This window comes from Bacteroidota bacterium (assembly GCA_016706255.1).
In the GTDB taxonomy this organism is placed as follows: Bacteria; Bacteroidota; Bacteroidia; order Chitinophagales; family BACL12; genus UBA7236.
In genome coordinates this window covers 779,685-796,419 of record JADJJZ010000029.1, presented here as the reverse complement: position 1 = coordinate 796,419, position 16,735 = coordinate 779,685, and the positions used below count along the sequence as shown (strand labels likewise).

Genomic DNA, 16,735 nt, shown 5'->3' with positions numbered 1-16,735 from the left:
AAATGGTTTTACTTCGCAATTTAATTTGCAATTTAAAAAGATAAATGCAGCGGTTACAGGCCCAAAATTGATTTCCAGGAATAAATCTTAAAAAATATTGTCCAAAACCTCCATTCTATAAAGGGTGGGGGCTTTTTTTTGGCCAAATGCCGCCACTTTGGTGTGTCGCACAATTTAGAGAAAATTTATATTACTCATTTGTTTTGTTTGAATAATAAATATTTTTAATTTTAAAGTAATAAAATTTATATCTAATGAGAACAAAATTACTATCCTACTCTGGAGCAGCTACAGCATTTCTGTTTGCAGGCTCCGACCAATTGAAAGCACAAGTTGTTTATGGTGACATCGACCCTGATGTTTACATAACAGGTGATCCCGCTGATTATTTTCTGGATGTAAATATGGACGGTGAATATGAGGTGTATTTCGCACATACAGAAGATATGTTTTTAGCAGGATTTGGCTGCTATGGGGCTGTTGTTCCAAACTATTCCTACTGTTTCATGAATTATGCTGTTGACTATGGTGCCAGTTGGACGTTTGCCTTAAAATTTGATGCGGGTGACCCAATTCTGGAAGCTTTTAATAACCCACCGGAAGCTTTAAATCTTCAACATGTAGGCGGCGGTTCTACCTATGGTTTAGGACCTTGGATTTCGGAAGATGATGCCTACCTTGGTATCAATTTTTTCACACCTTCCGGAGATCAATATTTCGCCTGGGTGCGTTTGCAGGTGGATGAATGCGGCTATTTTATAAAAGATTACGCATATGCACCTGAGGGTATATTTGCCGGCGAAGGCTTACCTGTTGATGTTTGTGAAGTACCTCCATCTACAGATGTAACAGGTATTGAAGCAGAAAAAGCAAAAATTACGTGGTCAGATGTGACCGGAGCCACTGGTTACAATGTTCGTTTTCGTGAAGTTGGTGCTACCGATTGGCATGAAAAAACAGTTGAAGCACCTAAAACATTTATTAAATTAAAAACCTTAAATTGTGATACCGAATACGAATGGCAGGTGCAGGCAGATTGTGCAGGTGGCTTGTCGGAGTATACGCCTTTAAATACATTCACAACCTTATCCTGCCGTTTAGGAGAAACTGAATCAGTAGATTTTTCTATTTATCCTAATCCTGCAAATGGTTCGCTTAATGTAAATTTTGAAGAGCCTGTCAACAATGGTATTGTAGAAATATTTAATTTCACCGGCACACTGTTATATTCAGAAACAGTTAATGGATATGCAACAACAATTGATTTATCTACCTTACCGGCAGGCATGTATTTTGTTTCAATTACTGCCGATAATGTTGTGCAACGACAAGAGTTTATAAAACAATAATTTAATTATTATAACAACATTAAAAACCGCTACACTTTTTGTGTAGCGGTTTTTTTCTGTAAAATTGTCAAAACGCAACTCTGTTTTATCTTTAAAATAAACTAGATTTTTTATCAGCACTGTTCATGGTTTAGGAAATTAAATTGGAATAGATTTTTGCAATTTTCCTTAAAAAGGCTGCAATTATCATTTTTATACGTGTATTTTAAAGACATTGCTTTTGTGGAATTATCTTTGCGGGTAAGAAATTACTTATGAAAACAGCTCCTCAATTGCATCGCTTGCAAACAGCGATAATATTAATATTATTCCTATTTGTTAATGCCTTTCCTGCTATTGCTCAAAACGTAAAAGATGAACAAATTGAATATCAGTATATCAAATTACCATTAACACCGCTTTCCTTTACCCCTAAAAATTATCAGGCCTCCATTTTTGCAACATTTGAGGCTGAAAATGCAAAATTACAGGCAGCTTATGAAGCCGATTTGGCTGTTGCAGAAGCAGAGTATCAAACTGCAATGGCTGCATACCCAGGTCAGGTTCAGGATGCTAAACTTGCTTACGAAAAGGCACTTGCCGAATGGAACGAAAAATCGTTAGCAGAAAAAGTTGTTGAAAAACAGGTACTTAATGAGAATAATAAACCTGTTGAATATATACCATCTCCACCCTATAAACGCAGCGTGCCGCAACCTAAATTACAAACCAGTTATGATTATCCTGTTGTTGCTGATACCTATCTGCAATTAGGTGGTTATGATAAAAAGCCACAAGATGCTGTTCTCATTCAGGTTACGATTTATGGTTATGACTATACGCAGCCCCGACAAATGACCGCTCAAAAAAATGTTACTTCAATTGTAAATGGACAGTCTACAACACGAAGTGTAACTTATTATCATGTAGAATTTTCTTATCGTCACCCAATGTCAGTTTTAGTTTTAAGTCCTGATGGCAAAGAACTCCTTAACATTACACCACAGGAATTAAATGTTTATCAGGTTTATAAATCAGATGATAGTGAAAAACCATTAGATATTAATACCGAATTGCTGGTGAAAACCAAGGAGGAAGCGTTGTTTCAAAATAATCTGATTTTTATTAATAATTTAGTTAACGATGTGTATGGATATGCACCAACAAACCGCGAAGCGAAATTATATTTTATCAAATCGAAGGATGATACTTATAAAGATTTATTAATTGCTTTTAATGAAGCGAGTTCGGGTTTAAAATTGCTGGTGGATGACAAACAAACCGCGTTAACAAAAATCGAGTCTGCAATTACTTCCTGGAATGCCGCACTTGCTGAATCTGACCCGCAAAACAAAAAGGCAAGAATTGATAAAGATATTACCATTGCTGTATGCTTTAATTTATTGGAATGTTATTTTGCAACCGGTAATACAGAAAAGGCAGATGGCATATTTACCATATTAAATGGCTTGTCCCTTTCATATGGAGAGCGACAAATTAAAGATGCTTTCGAAAGTGCTTACAATGATTTGAAAAAACGAAAATTGGCGAATACAAATTAAACATATGAAAAAATTTATTATCTATTTACTTATTTTGGCTGCTGCGGGAAGTATGTATGCTCAAAATGTGACTTACACCTCAGGCGGCTCAGCTAAATACGATGTTTACAAGGGAGCGGATTATATCAATTTTGAATGTAACGGATTAACGTATCATATCTCACAGGTAGATGTGAGCACCTTATCTGTTTATTCAATTTATTGTTACGACAATGCGGGGGGATTAAAATACCATAAAGAATTAGAATTTAATCCGGGTGTATTTAACAACAATTATGAGATAATGGATATTATTCCATTTAATAATAAAGTAATCGGCCTAGTTGAGAATTTAAATAAAGATGCCGGTAAAAACACCTTAAGTGCGAGAGTAATTGATGAGAGCGGCGTTATTTCAAAATCAGAAACCGTATTGAATGATTTCCCGTTTGAAAAATTAATGAACTCCGGCTTTAATTATTATTCAGTTTCGCCGGGTGGTAATAGTTTAGGTGTTGCTGCATTATTGCCTTATGAAAAAGAGCAGTCCGGTAAAATTAAATATGCATACTTCGACAGTGCCTTGAAAAAAACAAAGGAAGGCACAATCACTTTACCCGGAGAAGACACAAAAAACAAACAATTACGTTTATCGGTTAGTGATAATGGTATTTTTTACCTGACTAAACAAACTACCGAAAAAAACGGTAATATGGTTTTAGCAGTATACCAATGGAATGCAGGTGACACTAAAGCGAAAGAGTATTTTGTTGATGTTACAATTTCTAATCGGATAAGAGAATATAAAGCTGTTGTGAATCCGGAAAATGAATTAATACTATGCGGAACCTGGTATGAAAACAAAACATTAACTGTGGGTGAAGATGTGGTAAACGGTGTATTCTGTTTCTCCAATAAAGGACTTGAATCCGGTGCAACTAAATTGTCTACTTTAGATAAACAAATCGACAATCTTAAACTATTACATATTTTATTAAATGGTAATACGATTTTTTTAGCTACTGAACAACTTAAGGAGGAACAAATTATTGCTAATCCCGGTAGTACTACCGTTGATGTAAATTATAACTTTAAACACGGAAATAATTACGTTATAGCCTTATCTGCCGATGGTTCTAAAAAATTCCAAATTGAATTGCAGAAAGAGTATGCAGCAAATAATATCAATGTTTTATACTATACTGCATATGCAATCATTAATGGAAAATTAACTATCATTTATAATGATGACCCTAGAAAATATTTCGAGGGTACACCTAGTATCAGGGTAATTCCGGTAGTGATCCGGATTTCAAATGATGGCTTAATGAACGCGCCTTTTGTTATAAAAGATGGTGATTTGAAAAATAATTATTTCTATTTGAATCCCTCATTCTCCACCACAACAGGAGTGGATAAAATAAGTGTACTCGGAGGTGATCAAACCAATATGAAACCCTTCATTTTTACCATTACAGATTAAATATTGTTCATAACTGAATTAGTTTAACTGTGGTTTAGGCTTTCACATCGATAGCTTAAACCACAGTTTTTTTACACCATTTATTCTGTTTTCTCCTGTTTTTTGAAATACCTTCTAAACAAAAAATTATGTTTAAGGGCTTCCATATTTTCATTTAATTTTTTGGTGCTGCTCTCCAGGTTAATCAACGACTGTTTGAGGTTTTCTGAAGCGGCTGGGTCGTTAAGAATTACACCGGCAACGGAATTGGTGTTTTGATTTAAACCTGCTGTTGTGGTTTCCAGATTTTCAGTTATCTTTTTAGCTGTTTCGGATGCTTCATTTAACGTGGCAATAGCATCGGCAATTTGACTAAATAATATCGTATCTTCTACAAAACTATTTGGCAGATTACCATCTGTATTCATTTTATCGGTAAATAAAACAAGAGAAGCACTCATGGTATTTAACTTATTTGCGGCTGAATTTATAGCTGCAACAGATGTGGAGAGGTTATTATACAGGTCGTCGTTTGTTAATAACTGACCAACACTTCCTTCTCCGCTGACTAAGTTTTTACTCAATGTTTTAAAATCAGAAGTTATGGCAAGCAAATTCTGATTATTTGCCTGCAGTGTTGCCATCATGTCTTCATTGGTAATAGTAGGTTCAACCTTTAGGGTATCATCAATATTGATAGCCCCCTTTGCAATATCTCCGGAATAAATTACAATGAGTTTATTTCCAATTAGCCCGTCAGACCCAATTTTGGCCAAGGCGTTTTTTGGAATGTATTGTTGTAATTTTTTCTCCAGATTGATATTTACCATTACAGCGGAATTCGGCATAAATTGTAATTCTTTTACGGTGCCAACTTTTACGCCGCTCAACCATACATTATCACCCGGTTGTAATCCGCTTACCTGTGGGAAAATGGCTACAACATTAATTGATTTTGTAAATGAATTATTGATATTGCCAATTGCCAGTACACCGGCTAGAAAAAATAGCAGACCTATAAATATAAACAGTCCTAATTTTACTCCGTGTTTGTTTTTCTCTTCCATATTAATTTATAAAATTGTATTCGTAAAATTGTTTTACTAATGGTTCATCCGTCGCAAATACACTTTCAAATGAACCTTCTCTGATAAATTTGCCATCTAATAAAACGGCTATTCTGTGTCCTGTTGTTTTTGCACAAGTTAAATCGTGGGTAATTATAATTGCACTTGAATTAAAACGTTGCTGTAATTCAACAATCAGGTTGTTTATTTCAATACATGTGATTGGGTCTAATCCCGCAGTTGGTTCATCGTATAACATTAACTCAGGATTTAAAATAAGTGTTCTTGCTATACCAATTCTTTTCCGTTGCCCGCCTGAAAGTTCAGCAGGCATTTGTTGTGCTGTTTGTGCTAAACCCACAGCATCTAATGCTCCGATAATAGCCTTGTCTAATTCAGCCTTTGTATATTTTTTTGCATTGCGCAATAGGGGAAAGGCAATATTGTCATAAATCGTCATACTATCATACAAGGCACTGTTCTGAAATGAAAACCCGATTTTTTGTCTTAATAAACGCAAATCTTTTTCATTTATCGTATTCATATCTTTACCCAATGTAATTACTTTACCGGAGTCAGGTTTTAATAATCCGGCTATAATTTTTATTAATACCGATTTGCCACTTCCTGACCGTCCAAGTACAACAAGATTTTCACCTTTTTTTACACTAAGATTTACACCATTCAAAATATGTTGTTCTCCAAATGAAATATGGAGGTCGCTGATATCTATTGCTAAATTTGTTTCCATTTGTTTCACTTTTTAAAATTGTGCAAGTCTGATCCAACCGCTTATCTGAACAATAATTATTTCTTCCACAAAAATCAGGAACATGGAAATAACTACAGCCTGATTCGCAGCAATACCAACACCTTCTGTGCCCCTTGATGCATTATAACCTTTATAACTGCCCACTAAACCAATGGTTAATCCGTAGGCGATGGATTTAAACAATCCGGTTAAAACATCCAAAAATGAAATAGGCGAAAATGCTTCTTGAAAATAGGATACGAAGCTGGTATTTTCACCCAAATAAACATTTATAAACGAACCAATTAAACCGATAAAAGCAAAGTACATCATTAAGATAGGAATCATAACAGTAGATGCGCTCACCCGTGTTACTACCAGGTATTTAAATGCATTCACACCGGAAACATTCATCGCATCAATTTGCTCTGTAACTCGCATAGAGCCCAATTGAGCACCAATATTGGAACCAATTTTACCTGCTGAAATAAGTGAAGTAATTAATGGTGCCAATGCTCTGATCAAAGCGATAGCAATTAGTGATGGCAGCCATGAAACAGCACCTAGTTCCTGAAGTGATGGTCGCGATTGTTTAGTAAATACAATGCCGGTAACCAGGCCTGTAAGCGTTATGAGGGGCAACGATTTAATACCCATCATATAACATTGTTTCTTGAACTCGGTAAATTCAAACGGACCTCTGAATACTTCTTTAAAATAAAGGCCTACAAAACGCGAAGCATCCAGCAAGCCTATAAAAAAGGCATCTAATTTTTTTGTAAAAACATATTTACGATTTTTTTTCTCCATAATACTATTTCGTCGCATTTTTAATGAAACCCAATTCTGCTAAATATTTATTTTTTAATTAGATTTTTTTCTGGAAAATAAAACAGGCATCACTTTCATTTCGCCATTCTCTTTTTTTATTTTGAAATTGAGCGAAAGGCCTATTTTTTCATCTGGGCTTTTATTTTTAGCAACGTAATCCGGGTCTTGATTTTTGAGACTGCTGATGGGCACTTTTACAAAAAGTTCTGTATTATCGCCAAAACTATAGACGCCATTTACAAAAAGGGTTATAACATTGCTTTGGATTTCCATCTGTTCTATCGTAAAGTCTTGACCTTTTAAGGTTGAATTATGATTAAGGGTTGCAAACTGCATATTAGAAAATTCTTTATTTTTTAGTATGTTGCCGGTTATTTCATCCAATGCTTTTAAATTGTGTAATTCCCCTTTTTTTATTTTCACCTCAAAGGTTCCGGCCATAGATTCTTGCCGAATAGTGAATTTTTTCGTCAGGCCACTTGAAACGGTCATTTTTGCATCTAATAATCCGCTTAGGTTTTTTGAGGTGACAACTGTCTGGTTAAAATTATTGAGTTCTGCAAATAATTGTGTGATATCTGCATTTGAAATATTTGTTGAAAGTTGAAAAGCAGTATGATTTGTGCCGATATCTGTTAATCGCCCCGAAAGATTAACTTTGCCACCTGCTGAATTAAAATTAGCTTGCTGAATGTAAATATCATCGTTATGCATATTTACATTGGCGGATACATTACTTAATACGAGTTTATTTCTTACCACCTGATCGGCATTCATGGTAATATTGGCATCCAGATTTGTGATAAGGTTTTCAATCAATTTATTTAAGCGCTTTTTTTCATCGGGTTTCTTGGTCGCATCTGCATCAGCCGGAGTTGAGAAATTCGCTAAATCAAATTTAGGGCATGTAATGGTAATATTTGCTGTAAATGCTTCTTCTGCCTGCATTAAACTATTTACAAAATTCCCAAAAGAAGCAGATACATTTGTTTGATTCTTATTTATGTTAACAGGAATGCCTGCAAAATAAATATTATACCTGTCAAAAATTATTTTACCGGTAATATCTGAAAACACATAGTTTCTTTTTGTAATTGTATACCCGGCATCTTTAATTTCTGCAATACCGGTAAGTGTAGCACCGGAATCTGCTTCAGCAGCTACATGGTCAGGGGAAGTATGCCCTTTAAATGTAACATCAACATTAATAGAGCCATCATCAAATTGAATTAAAGCGGTATCCACAGCATTATTTACGCCCTTTAAATCTACATCTGATCGTAAATGCATATATAAATATGGGTCAACCAAATTTAAAACATGCAAATTAATATCGAAGGGAATGGTTTCAAATTTTCCTTTAAATCCGACAAGGGTCAAACCGCTGTTTGCTTCGTTTTTAACTAACCAGGGGCTCAGGTGATTGGTGTAGTGTCCTTTTAGGGTAACCTCTTCAAATGTTTGTTTGGGTGTTGTAAATTGATTCTTTACGGCTCGAAAAAACAAATCAATATCTAAAGGAATATTTGGAATCATTTCACCGGTTAGAGTAAGAGTTGCATTTATCGGTTCCGTGAAATTGTAGCCCTCCAATTTTTCTCTTGTATAATTACTTACCAGTTTGACCGCTTCGGGCATACTGGTTTTTGGTGCATTAAAAAGCAAATTCACCTGCGGTAGCGAATCATTTAAAACTGTTCCTTTTAAAAAAATACTGGATTCTTTAACCGTTAATGTGGATGGTAAAAATGTAATTAGCTTTGCATCAGGATTCCACTGAATTTTTAGTTTGCTTTTAATCCCTGTATTTTCAAAACAACCACCACGTTCTATTCTAAAGGTGAGTGTTTTTACAAATATGTTATCTTCTGTTTCAAATTGATATCCACTGTCAACCGCTGCTATATGCATTTCTGATCTCGTGAAGGTAAAATCAAATCTGCTGTCAGCTATAACAGTATCTTCAATCATAATACGTACTTTATTCAACTCGATATTGCTTATTGGTAAAGATGTTGTTGTTGAGGTATCAGCACTTTCTTCTTTTTTTACAAACAAATTATTGGTCGACATCAAACCGTTTTGTAGTCGGGATATATTTATTTCACTATTTTTTATGGAAACTTTGCTAAAGGCAATTTTGCCCTGAATTAATTGTGAAATTTTGATGTGCAGATTTATTTCACCGGCCTTAAACACAGATACTTTAGTAACCGGATAGTTTGGACCCTGCATATCCAGATTCTTTACAGTAACTGAAACATTAGGAAAGTTGTCGAAAATACTGATTCCTAAATGTTCAAAACCAACTTCACCGTTTATTTTTTCATTTAATCCCGCAGTAATACCAGATTCTATTTTTTTAAGAAAAACCTTTGCCAATGCGACTTCAGCCAGTATATAAAATAAAAACAATCCGGCCAATACGATGAGCAGCTTACGCAATGATTTTCGGTATTTTTGATATAACGTCATTATAATTTATAAAGCAGCAAAATAAACCGTAAGGAATACTTTGCTGCTGTAATTTTCTTTAAATAAAATTCAAACTGTGGATGTAAGTTTATATTGATTGATTTTATTTTCGGGAGGTTGAATAATTACAGTTTTCCACCTTTCCAAATATACAAAAAATAAATCATTATTCTAAATTTTATTTTAGTTTACAACTATTTTGTTTGTGTATGTTTTTCCGTTGATAGCAGATTGTATAGATGCCTGATGGCCAACTGTTTACGTTAATAGTATAATTTAAATTTCCATTATATATAGACACTGTTTCAGTTGAAACTATCTGACCGTTTATATGCATAAAATTGATAATTGCAGATCCTGAGTAGTTATTTCCGCTATTGAAACTGATATTCAATTCTTCTGTTGCCGGATTTGGGCTTAGAATCATATTATTGGAATTTCCATTACCCAGTTTACAAGATTGTATAATGTTGATCGTATCTGTAGTTCGTGCGCAACCATAAAATGTGATGATTTCACAATAATAGGCACCTGCTTCCGTAGCTAGCATTTTGTAATAATTTTCAAATGGAATTGCTATTCCGTCTTTATACCATTGCCAGGTATAGCTTTCAAAACTGCTTTTATTTTTAATGAATCATCAAAACACAAATCTAAACCTTCAGGCCAGTAAATATTAGCAAAAGGATTTTCTTTTACTGCAGCCTGCACTGCTGAAGTATCTAAACACACACCATCAGTTACTATTACCTGATAATAACCGGGTTTTTCTGTAACAATTGAATCATTGGTTGCACCCGGTACAATGTAACCATTTTTTAACCACTGATAACTCGCGTAGCCCGGAGCTGTATTTAATGTTATAAAATCATGTTTACAGATATTAAGAATACCTGTGGGTGTTATTGAAGCTGTTAATTCATCTGCTACACCATCACAATCTTCGTCAATATCATTACATAGTTCTATCGCATCAGGATGTATGCCGGGATTTGTATCATCACAATCGATATAAATGCCGTAACCATCACCATCTTCATCGATTAAATCAACGCTACCATAAATATTCAGGTAGGTAATATTTAATCGACCTGTAGCCCACCTACGCTTCCTATCGCCGCCACCAATCCCCGTTTTCCGGCCGGCGGTTGCCCTGAATCGATGCTGTAAGAAAAACGGGCAAACACAGGGCCTTTTTCTGTTATTCTGAATTTTGCTTCAACCGATGATAGTGTAGCTGTAACAAACGGATTAGGTAATAATTTTAAAACCACACCTGCTAAATTGGTATCAAAAGTGCCATCTGCGCTGAAATTTTTTGTATTGAAACCGATATCACAGGCATCTCCGGCGCCTTTTGCATCAGTAGTTCTGAGTAAACGTTCCGCTTCAATATTTGGATTACAATATGCTGAAAATCCCTGGACTGCATTTTCACCAACACTTAAAATGGGTATTAAGATTTGTAAAAATCGATTCATGCTTTTATTTATTGTTTGCGTTACTATATATAATATATACATAGTTTAATTTAATGTAAAATTTGTATCAGATAATTGTGTTTTTGATTTATAGTAGTTATTTCCATCAAATAAATTCCATCTATAAGATGTTTTAAATTCAAGGTTTTATTGTTTGTTTCGAAACCTGAGTTTCAGCATACACAATATGTTGTGCAATGTCATATACAACAATGGTGTTTTTATATAAATCTGATGCATGTGCATCAATATGAATTATTCCGAAGTAGGGTTTGGATATAAAGTAAACTGTTGTTGGGCATGATATTCATTAAATATAATATCAGAATAAGTAACTGTTCCATCAATATCTACTGATTTAAGTTGATAATAACTGCTATTTGTAAAATCATTATCCAAAAATATATAGGTTGCAATTTCATTCGAAAATGCATCTGCAAATACAGTTCCTATAGAATCGAAACTATAGCCATTATTAAAACTTTTTTCAACCTGAAAATAGCTGCAGGTGCTCTCGGATATTGTATTCCATGCAGTTGTAGTGCATGAAAAGTTTATTAATCCAATTGGCAATAACATTGGCGGCGCAATTAATACATTATCAAGCCAGTCAGTTTCAGTAGTGATGCTAGAATAATCACCACGTATTTTTATTACCTGGATATTGGTTAAAAAAGAAATCATATCATTGTAAGAAACTGCAGCTCCGCCAAGTGTATTGTATTTCCATCCAAATTCACTTAATGGAACTATATAGGATGTCCACGTTGTACCGGATTTATTGATGTGTTATAAACTATTCTTGTGCCATCAGCCTTACAAATCATCACATCAGGTTCGTTAGTTTGAAAAGTATTGGCATTTTGTTTTAAATCAAAATGCAGATTATAACCATAATAAGCAGATAAGTCAGTATTATAAATTGCTGAACTGTTATAATACCATGTTCCTGATGATTGATCGGTTGATTTATAACAACCTGCAGGATTACCATTTAACGAAGTCCAATTGGCTGCAGGTGGCCCCCCTCGATGGCCAACCTCATCATTTACAAAAATGATACCCCGCCGGTTTGGTTTGTGGACATAGATATGCATGGCTATAATAATAGCAATTGTGTGTGTTAGTTTCATAATTAACATTTTAAAATATTGAACGCTTAATTAACCGGCTACGGAATGGTTTAGATGTATAATTTTCCGTCAGCTATATTTTTTTTCCGCTCAATAAATCGGAGATGTATGTATGATGCAAAGATGTATCGGTATATCTGAAATTAGTTACATTACAGTATTAATTTGTTACAATATTCCCACCTATGTTAAAATGATAAATTGAAAATTTTCGCTCATGGGTGTTAACAATTGTATTGTTATAATTATTACATTCGTTTGATTCGCAGTTGTTTAGACATAAATACTTGATAAAACATTTAGTTTTATTATTTTGTAATTTTATGCAATGAATAAACGCTACTTATATATAATATTGGGTTACTGTTTTAGCAGTTTATTATTTTTTGCCTGTAAAACAACCCCAACGCCTGAAGAATTGCCCTTTGAAACACCGGCAATAGCAGATATCGTGATGTACGAAGTAAATGTGCCTGCACTGAGCACTACGCATAACTTACAGGGGGTAACCGCACGACTCGATTCAATAGAAGGAATGGGTATTAATACTATTTGGTTGATGCCGATATTTCCTGTTGGAGACTTGAATTCTTTTGGCTCGCCTTATTGTGTTAAGGATTATACTGCTGTAAACCCGGATTTAGGAACTTTAACCGATTTGCAAACCCTTGTTAAAGAGGCACATAGCAGAAATATAGCCGTAATATTAGATTGGGTTGCGAATCACACAGCATGGGATAACAATTGGATTGATAACGAAGGTTGGTATTCTGTTGATGGTTCGGGTAATATCATTAGTCCGCCCGGAACCGGCTGGAACGATGTTGCTGATTTGAATTTTACCAATGCTGATATGCGCCTTGCTATGATTGATGCAATGGAATATTGGGTGGCAGAAGCAGATATTGACGGGTTCAGATGTGATGCGGCTGATTATGTGCCATTTGATTTTTGGAAACAGGCATTGGATTCATTAAAAAATAATAAGGATAAAAATTTAATTTTATTAGCTGAAGGTGCTCGCGCTGATCATTTTACTGCAGGATTTCAATTAAATTTTTCATGGAACTTTTTAACCAGTATTAAAAATGTATTTTCTGCCAGTTCGTATGTCAGTGTTCTGTATTCTACAAATACATCAGAATATGGTGTAGTTCCTGCCGGTGCACAAAAATTACGTTTTATTACGAATCATGATGAAACTAACATAAATCCTGCACCAAATGTTTATGGTGGTCAGGAAGGTGCTGTTGCTGCTTCGGTAATAACTTACTATTTACAGGGTGTTCCAATGTTATATTGCGGTCAGGAAGTTGGTGTGAGCAGCGCAGGAGCTTACTCAGGGTCTATTAACTGGACAATTAATCCAAATATTTACGCACAGTATAAATCAATTTTACAATTTTATAAAAATTCAAATGCATTACGATATGGCACGCTGCAAACTTATACGAATGCTAATGTTGCCATATTTAAAAAATATACAACAGATGAAACAGTTTTAACAATTGTAAATGCCAGAAATTTAAATCAGACAATTTCAATTGATGCAACCTTGCAGGGTGATTGGATAAATGCAATTACTAATGAACAAATTACTTTATCTGCAACAATGGATTTATTACCTTATCAATATCTCATCCTAAAAAAATAAACAATTATTACATCCTGAAATTTTCTTCCAGTTTTGGACCAATAAAATCTAAACTATTTACTTTTATTAATTTAGGATTTGTATCACAACGCTTACGAAATTTTACATCGGTGAGCAAGCGTAAACTTTTATAACCTGTTACTATTTGAGCTGAATCTTTTGTAGCAATGATGCGCACTTCTGCTGTTTGGGGTAAACATCCCAGGTTAACAAATTCCGCCTTTGTTCCACGCCTATTTATTTTGGCAACGTACTGTCCTAAAGGACAAGTACTCGAAATTGTTACTGAATTAAGTGTCATCCCTTTTTCAGCTTTAAACTTGGTTTTGGGTGTAAGCACCCTGGATATTTTACCGGTTCCCACTCCACTTGTCACTACATCGCAATTGAATGTTATTGACCTGCCCGAATTATTCGATTTGTTATTTCCATTTGACACCGGTACATCAACATTTTTACTTGTTCGATTATTATTATTTATATTATTATCGGTATTTACATTTTTATTGTAAGCACATTGAATTGGAAATTCATAAAATAAATTTCCACCTTGTGAAACTACACGAATTTGATTTTGTGGATCGCTCCACGTACTATCACCATTCAGTGTATACAATAACATATTCATGCTAAGGTTACACGGAACCGGTAAACGCACATAAGCAGGTTCGTTTAAACAATTGGTATCACAAGTTTCAAATGTTATCATCCCACCTGAAAGTAGTTCGTTACCATTGTCATCAATAGTTGTTAAACCCGCTTCCCGTATGGATTCCGGAGTTATATATTCCTTAAAACTAATACAATCTTTTTTTAATCGGTACTCACAGGCATTCATTTTTATTTGTGAGCCACCCGGTAAATAAACAATAGTGTCCTTATCACAATTTTCATTAGGTGTTTGTTGAATTTCTTCTGCTACTTCAACAATAGGTTGTGCACCATCCGGTATTGGATTTTTATATGTAATAATAATATCTACCCTGCGATTTTGTTGTTTGCCAACTTCATTCGAATTTGTTGATTTAGGTTTATTCTCCCCATAATAATCTTTCACAAATTTGGTTTTATCTAAACCCTTTTCAGATAAATAATCTGAAACACTGGTAGCGCGTTTTTCCGATAATTTTAAATTATACAAACTATCTGCATCTGCATCGGTATTCCCACGAATCACTACTTTAATAATTTGTTTCCCACTTAAATCTGCAATTAAGTTATCTAATATCGGAAGGTGTTCCGGCGTGAGCAAATATTTATCTGTTTCAAAATAAATACTTGTTTTTAGGTAAGGGTTTTGTGCAATGGCAGATACTGATAAACTTGTTATCAATATTAAACATAAATAAAATTTGGGCATAACATTGGGTTTTCCATTAAATAAAAAGGTTATTCAAATGGGTGTTTTCATGCAATAAGGGAAAAACTAAATTGCCGGGTAATAACAAACAACGTTTTTTGGCAATATTTATTATTATCGGGTTGAATTAATTGCATACTTTAAACTAGTTATCTAATAATATACTTTCCTATTCATATGAATTAATTGGTGTATTTAAATAAAAATTAATTATTCAAACTGACAGCTAAAATTCTGTTTTGAATACTGTTTTCGCAGAAAATAACCTGTTTGAAAGCCTTGATTAACCCTTAGCATAACAAATTTGGCACGGGAAACCTGCGTTTTTTCAAAAAAGTTAATTTTTTTACATTTATAACTATCAGATAATCAATATATTATGTATTGATTGTGTTAAAATTAGCCCATCCATTTGCCATTCTCCGATATTACTTTTAAATTCGTTCTATCTGTTCTTTAATTAATAAAATTGTGTGTTTTATGAAAAAAAACATTTACCCAAGAAAAGGTGGCAAATTAGCTGCTTATTCTGCCATGGCGGGCGCGTTCATGGCCACAGCTGCAAATGCTGATGCCCAAATTGTTTACACAGACATAACGGACTTTACAGGAGTTTCGGGAGATCTGGTTTCCATCGATATGGATGCCGATTCTACCGGTGATTTCCTCCTGTTTGCAAACTCAAACACTGCAGGTAACTGGAGTTGGGTTTATGCAATTGGTAACCTAAGCTCTTATGGTTATGGTGGTCCATCAAACATGATTGCCGGTTATACCGGAGCTATTTTACCGTATGGTAGTGCCTTAGATGCAGGCGACTTAATTGGCCCCGCTTTAGGGTTTATTTCCAATGGAACCAATGTTGGTTGGTTAGCTTCAATGTACAGCAGCGTTACCTATGCACCATTTGCCAATGCAGGCGACAAGTATCTTGGCGTTAAATTTATTTCAGGTGGAACTTTACACTATGGATGGATGCGTTTAAACTGTACTGTCGGTCCGGTAACTTACACCATTAAAGATTTTGCGTATGAGGCAACTGCCAACACTGCAATTATTGCCGGTGATGGAATTCCTTGCGCAACACCTCCTGCTACCGTAGCCGCAATTCCTTCAGGTCCAACTGCTGAAAAATTAAAATGGACTGTTGAATCCGGTATCGATTATTACCAGATTTATTATCGCCAGGTTGGAACCGTAACGTGGTCGAAGAAAAAAGCAAATACAAACCAGAAAACCATTTCCGGTTTAACTTGTGCTACCGCTTATGAATGGAAAGTACGCAGTAATTGCGCCGGAACATTCAGCGCGTTTTCTCCGCTGGCAACGTTTACTACCGCAGCTTGCAGAATGGATGATATGACTGAAACAACAGAAATTGCACTGTATCCAAACCCTGCATCTGATTTCATTTATGTTGACTTCAATTCTGAATCAACTGATGAAATTTTACTTACTGTAACCGATATGTCGGGACGTGTAATTGAAGATATTTCTTACACAAACGATGAAGACATGTTGATTCTCGATACAGAATCACTTGCTCCGGGCTTATATATTGTAAGTATTAATCAGGGTGGAGTAGTTACTGCTGCGAATTTTGTTAAGCAATAAGCTTAGTTTATAACTAAAATAAAAGGTGATTGTTTCGG

14 protein-coding genes are annotated in these 16,735 nt (G+C 34.7%); 5 read left to right on the top strand and 9 right to left on the bottom strand.

Annotated features, from left to right (window positions below; translation table 11 throughout):
• Nucleotides 1-254 precede the first annotated feature (254 nt).
• The 3 genes from IPI65_21365 to IPI65_21355 all read left to right on the top strand — a co-directional run bounded on the left by IPI65_21365 (nt 255) and on the right by IPI65_21355 (nt 4,352).
• Nucleotides 255-1,349, top strand: a complete 1,095-nt coding sequence (locus tag IPI65_21365) for a T9SS type A sorting domain-containing protein (protein ID MBK7443982.1) — start codon at nt 255-257, stop codon at nt 1,347-1,349.
• Nucleotides 1,350-1,603: 254 nt separating this feature from the next.
• Nucleotides 1,604-2,890 (top strand): hypothetical protein, encoded by a 1,287-nt coding sequence (locus tag IPI65_21360; protein ID MBK7443981.1) that lies wholly within the window; start codon nt 1,604-1,606, stop codon nt 2,888-2,890.
• A 4-nt stretch (nt 2,891-2,894) separates the two neighbouring features.
• Nucleotides 2,895-4,352: a hypothetical protein gene (locus IPI65_21355; protein MBK7443980.1), complete on the top strand. Its 1,458-nt coding sequence runs from the start codon at nt 2,895-2,897 to the stop codon at nt 4,350-4,352.
• 80 nt (nt 4,353-4,432) lie between these two features.
• Here IPI65_21355 and IPI65_21350 read toward each other — a convergent pair whose 3' ends face one another.
• The 8 genes from IPI65_21350 to IPI65_21315 form a co-directional block, all read right to left on the bottom strand.
• Nucleotides 4,433-5,398: an MCE family protein gene (locus IPI65_21350; protein MBK7443979.1), complete on the bottom strand. Its 966-nt coding sequence runs from the start codon at nt 5,396-5,398 to the stop codon at nt 4,433-4,435.
• Between the two features lies 1 nt (nt 5,399).
• Complete coding sequence (locus IPI65_21345; GenBank protein MBK7443978.1) at nt 5,400-6,149, bottom strand: ATP-binding cassette domain-containing protein; 750 nt, start codon at nt 6,147-6,149, stop codon at nt 5,400-5,402.
• 12 nt (nt 6,150-6,161) lie between these two features.
• Complete coding sequence (locus IPI65_21340) at nt 6,162-6,959, bottom strand: ABC transporter permease (GenBank protein ID MBK7443977.1); 798 nt, start codon at nt 6,957-6,959, stop codon at nt 6,162-6,164.
• A 54-nt stretch (nt 6,960-7,013) separates the two neighbouring features.
• Nucleotides 7,014-9,425, bottom strand: coding sequence for a hypothetical protein (locus IPI65_21335; GenBank protein ID MBK7443976.1), 2,412 nt, complete (start codon nt 9,423-9,425; stop codon nt 7,014-7,016).
• A gap of 208 nt (nt 9,426-9,633) precedes the next feature.
• Nucleotides 9,634-10,005, bottom strand: a complete 372-nt coding sequence (locus tag IPI65_21330; protein ID MBK7443975.1) for a hypothetical protein — start codon at nt 10,003-10,005, stop codon at nt 9,634-9,636.
• A gap of 26 nt (nt 10,006-10,031) precedes the next feature.
• Complete coding sequence (locus IPI65_21325; GenBank protein MBK7443974.1) at nt 10,032-10,667, bottom strand: putative metal-binding motif-containing protein; 636 nt, start codon at nt 10,665-10,667, stop codon at nt 10,032-10,034.
• Nucleotides 10,668-11,191: 524 nt separating this feature from the next.
• On the bottom strand, nt 11,192-11,722 hold the full coding sequence (locus IPI65_21320; GenBank protein MBK7443973.1) for a hypothetical protein: 531 nt from the start codon (nt 11,720-11,722) through the stop codon (nt 11,192-11,194).
• A complete protein-coding gene (locus IPI65_21315) occupies nt 11,686-12,069 on the bottom strand; it encodes a hypothetical protein (GenBank protein MBK7443972.1) in 384 nt (127 codons plus the stop codon). The genes IPI65_21320 and IPI65_21315 overlap by 37 nt, the downstream gene beginning before the upstream one ends.
• A gap of 328 nt (nt 12,070-12,397) precedes the next feature.
• Here IPI65_21315 and IPI65_21310 point away from each other — a divergent pair, with 328 nt between their 5' ends.
• Complete coding sequence (locus tag IPI65_21310; GenBank protein ID MBK7443971.1) at nt 12,398-13,723, top strand: alpha-amylase; 1,326 nt, start codon at nt 12,398-12,400, stop codon at nt 13,721-13,723.
• Nucleotides 13,724-13,730: 7 nt separating this feature from the next.
• Here the strand turns inward: IPI65_21310 and IPI65_21305 are convergent, their stop codons facing one another.
• Complete coding sequence (locus IPI65_21305) at nt 13,731-15,083, bottom strand: OmpA family protein (protein MBK7443970.1); 1,353 nt, start codon at nt 15,081-15,083, stop codon at nt 13,731-13,733.
• A 480-nt stretch (nt 15,084-15,563) separates the two neighbouring features.
• Here IPI65_21305 and IPI65_21300 point away from each other — a divergent pair, with 480 nt between their 5' ends.
• On the top strand, nt 15,564-16,697 hold the full coding sequence (locus tag IPI65_21300) for a T9SS type A sorting domain-containing protein (protein MBK7443969.1): 1,134 nt from the start codon (nt 15,564-15,566) through the stop codon (nt 16,695-16,697).
• Nucleotides 16,698-16,735 lie beyond the last annotated feature (38 nt).

Coding starts and splice junctions, on each gene's coding strand:
- IPI65_21300 (MBK7443969.1), top strand. CDS start 15,564: ATGAAAAAAAACATTTACCCAAGAAAAGGTGGCAAATTAGCTGCTTAT.
- IPI65_21360 (MBK7443981.1), top strand. CDS start 1,604: ATGAAAACAGCTCCTCAATTGCATCGCTTGCAAACAGCGATAATATTA.
- IPI65_21340 (MBK7443977.1), bottom strand. CDS start 6,959: ATGGAGAAAAAAAATCGTAAATATGTTTTTACAAAAAAATTAGATGCC.
- IPI65_21365 (MBK7443982.1), top strand. CDS start 255: ATGAGAACAAAATTACTATCCTACTCTGGAGCAGCTACAGCATTTCTG.
- IPI65_21350 (MBK7443979.1), bottom strand. CDS start 5,398: ATGGAAGAGAAAAACAAACACGGAGTAAAATTAGGACTGTTTATATTT.
- IPI65_21330 (MBK7443975.1), bottom strand. CDS start 10,005: ATGCTAGCTACGGAAGCAGGTGCCTATTATTGTGAAATCATCACATTT.
- IPI65_21355 (MBK7443980.1), top strand. CDS start 2,895: ATGAAAAAATTTATTATCTATTTACTTATTTTGGCTGCTGCGGGAAGT.
- IPI65_21315 (MBK7443972.1), bottom strand. CDS start 12,069: ATGAAACTAACACACACAATTGCTATTATTATAGCCATGCATATCTAT.
- IPI65_21310 (MBK7443971.1), top strand. CDS start 12,398: ATGAATAAACGCTACTTATATATAATATTGGGTTACTGTTTTAGCAGT.
- IPI65_21305 (MBK7443970.1), bottom strand. CDS start 15,083: ATGCCCAAATTTTATTTATGTTTAATATTGATAACAAGTTTATCAGTA.
- IPI65_21345 (MBK7443978.1), bottom strand. CDS start 6,149: ATGGAAACAAATTTAGCAATAGATATCAGCGACCTCCATATTTCATTT.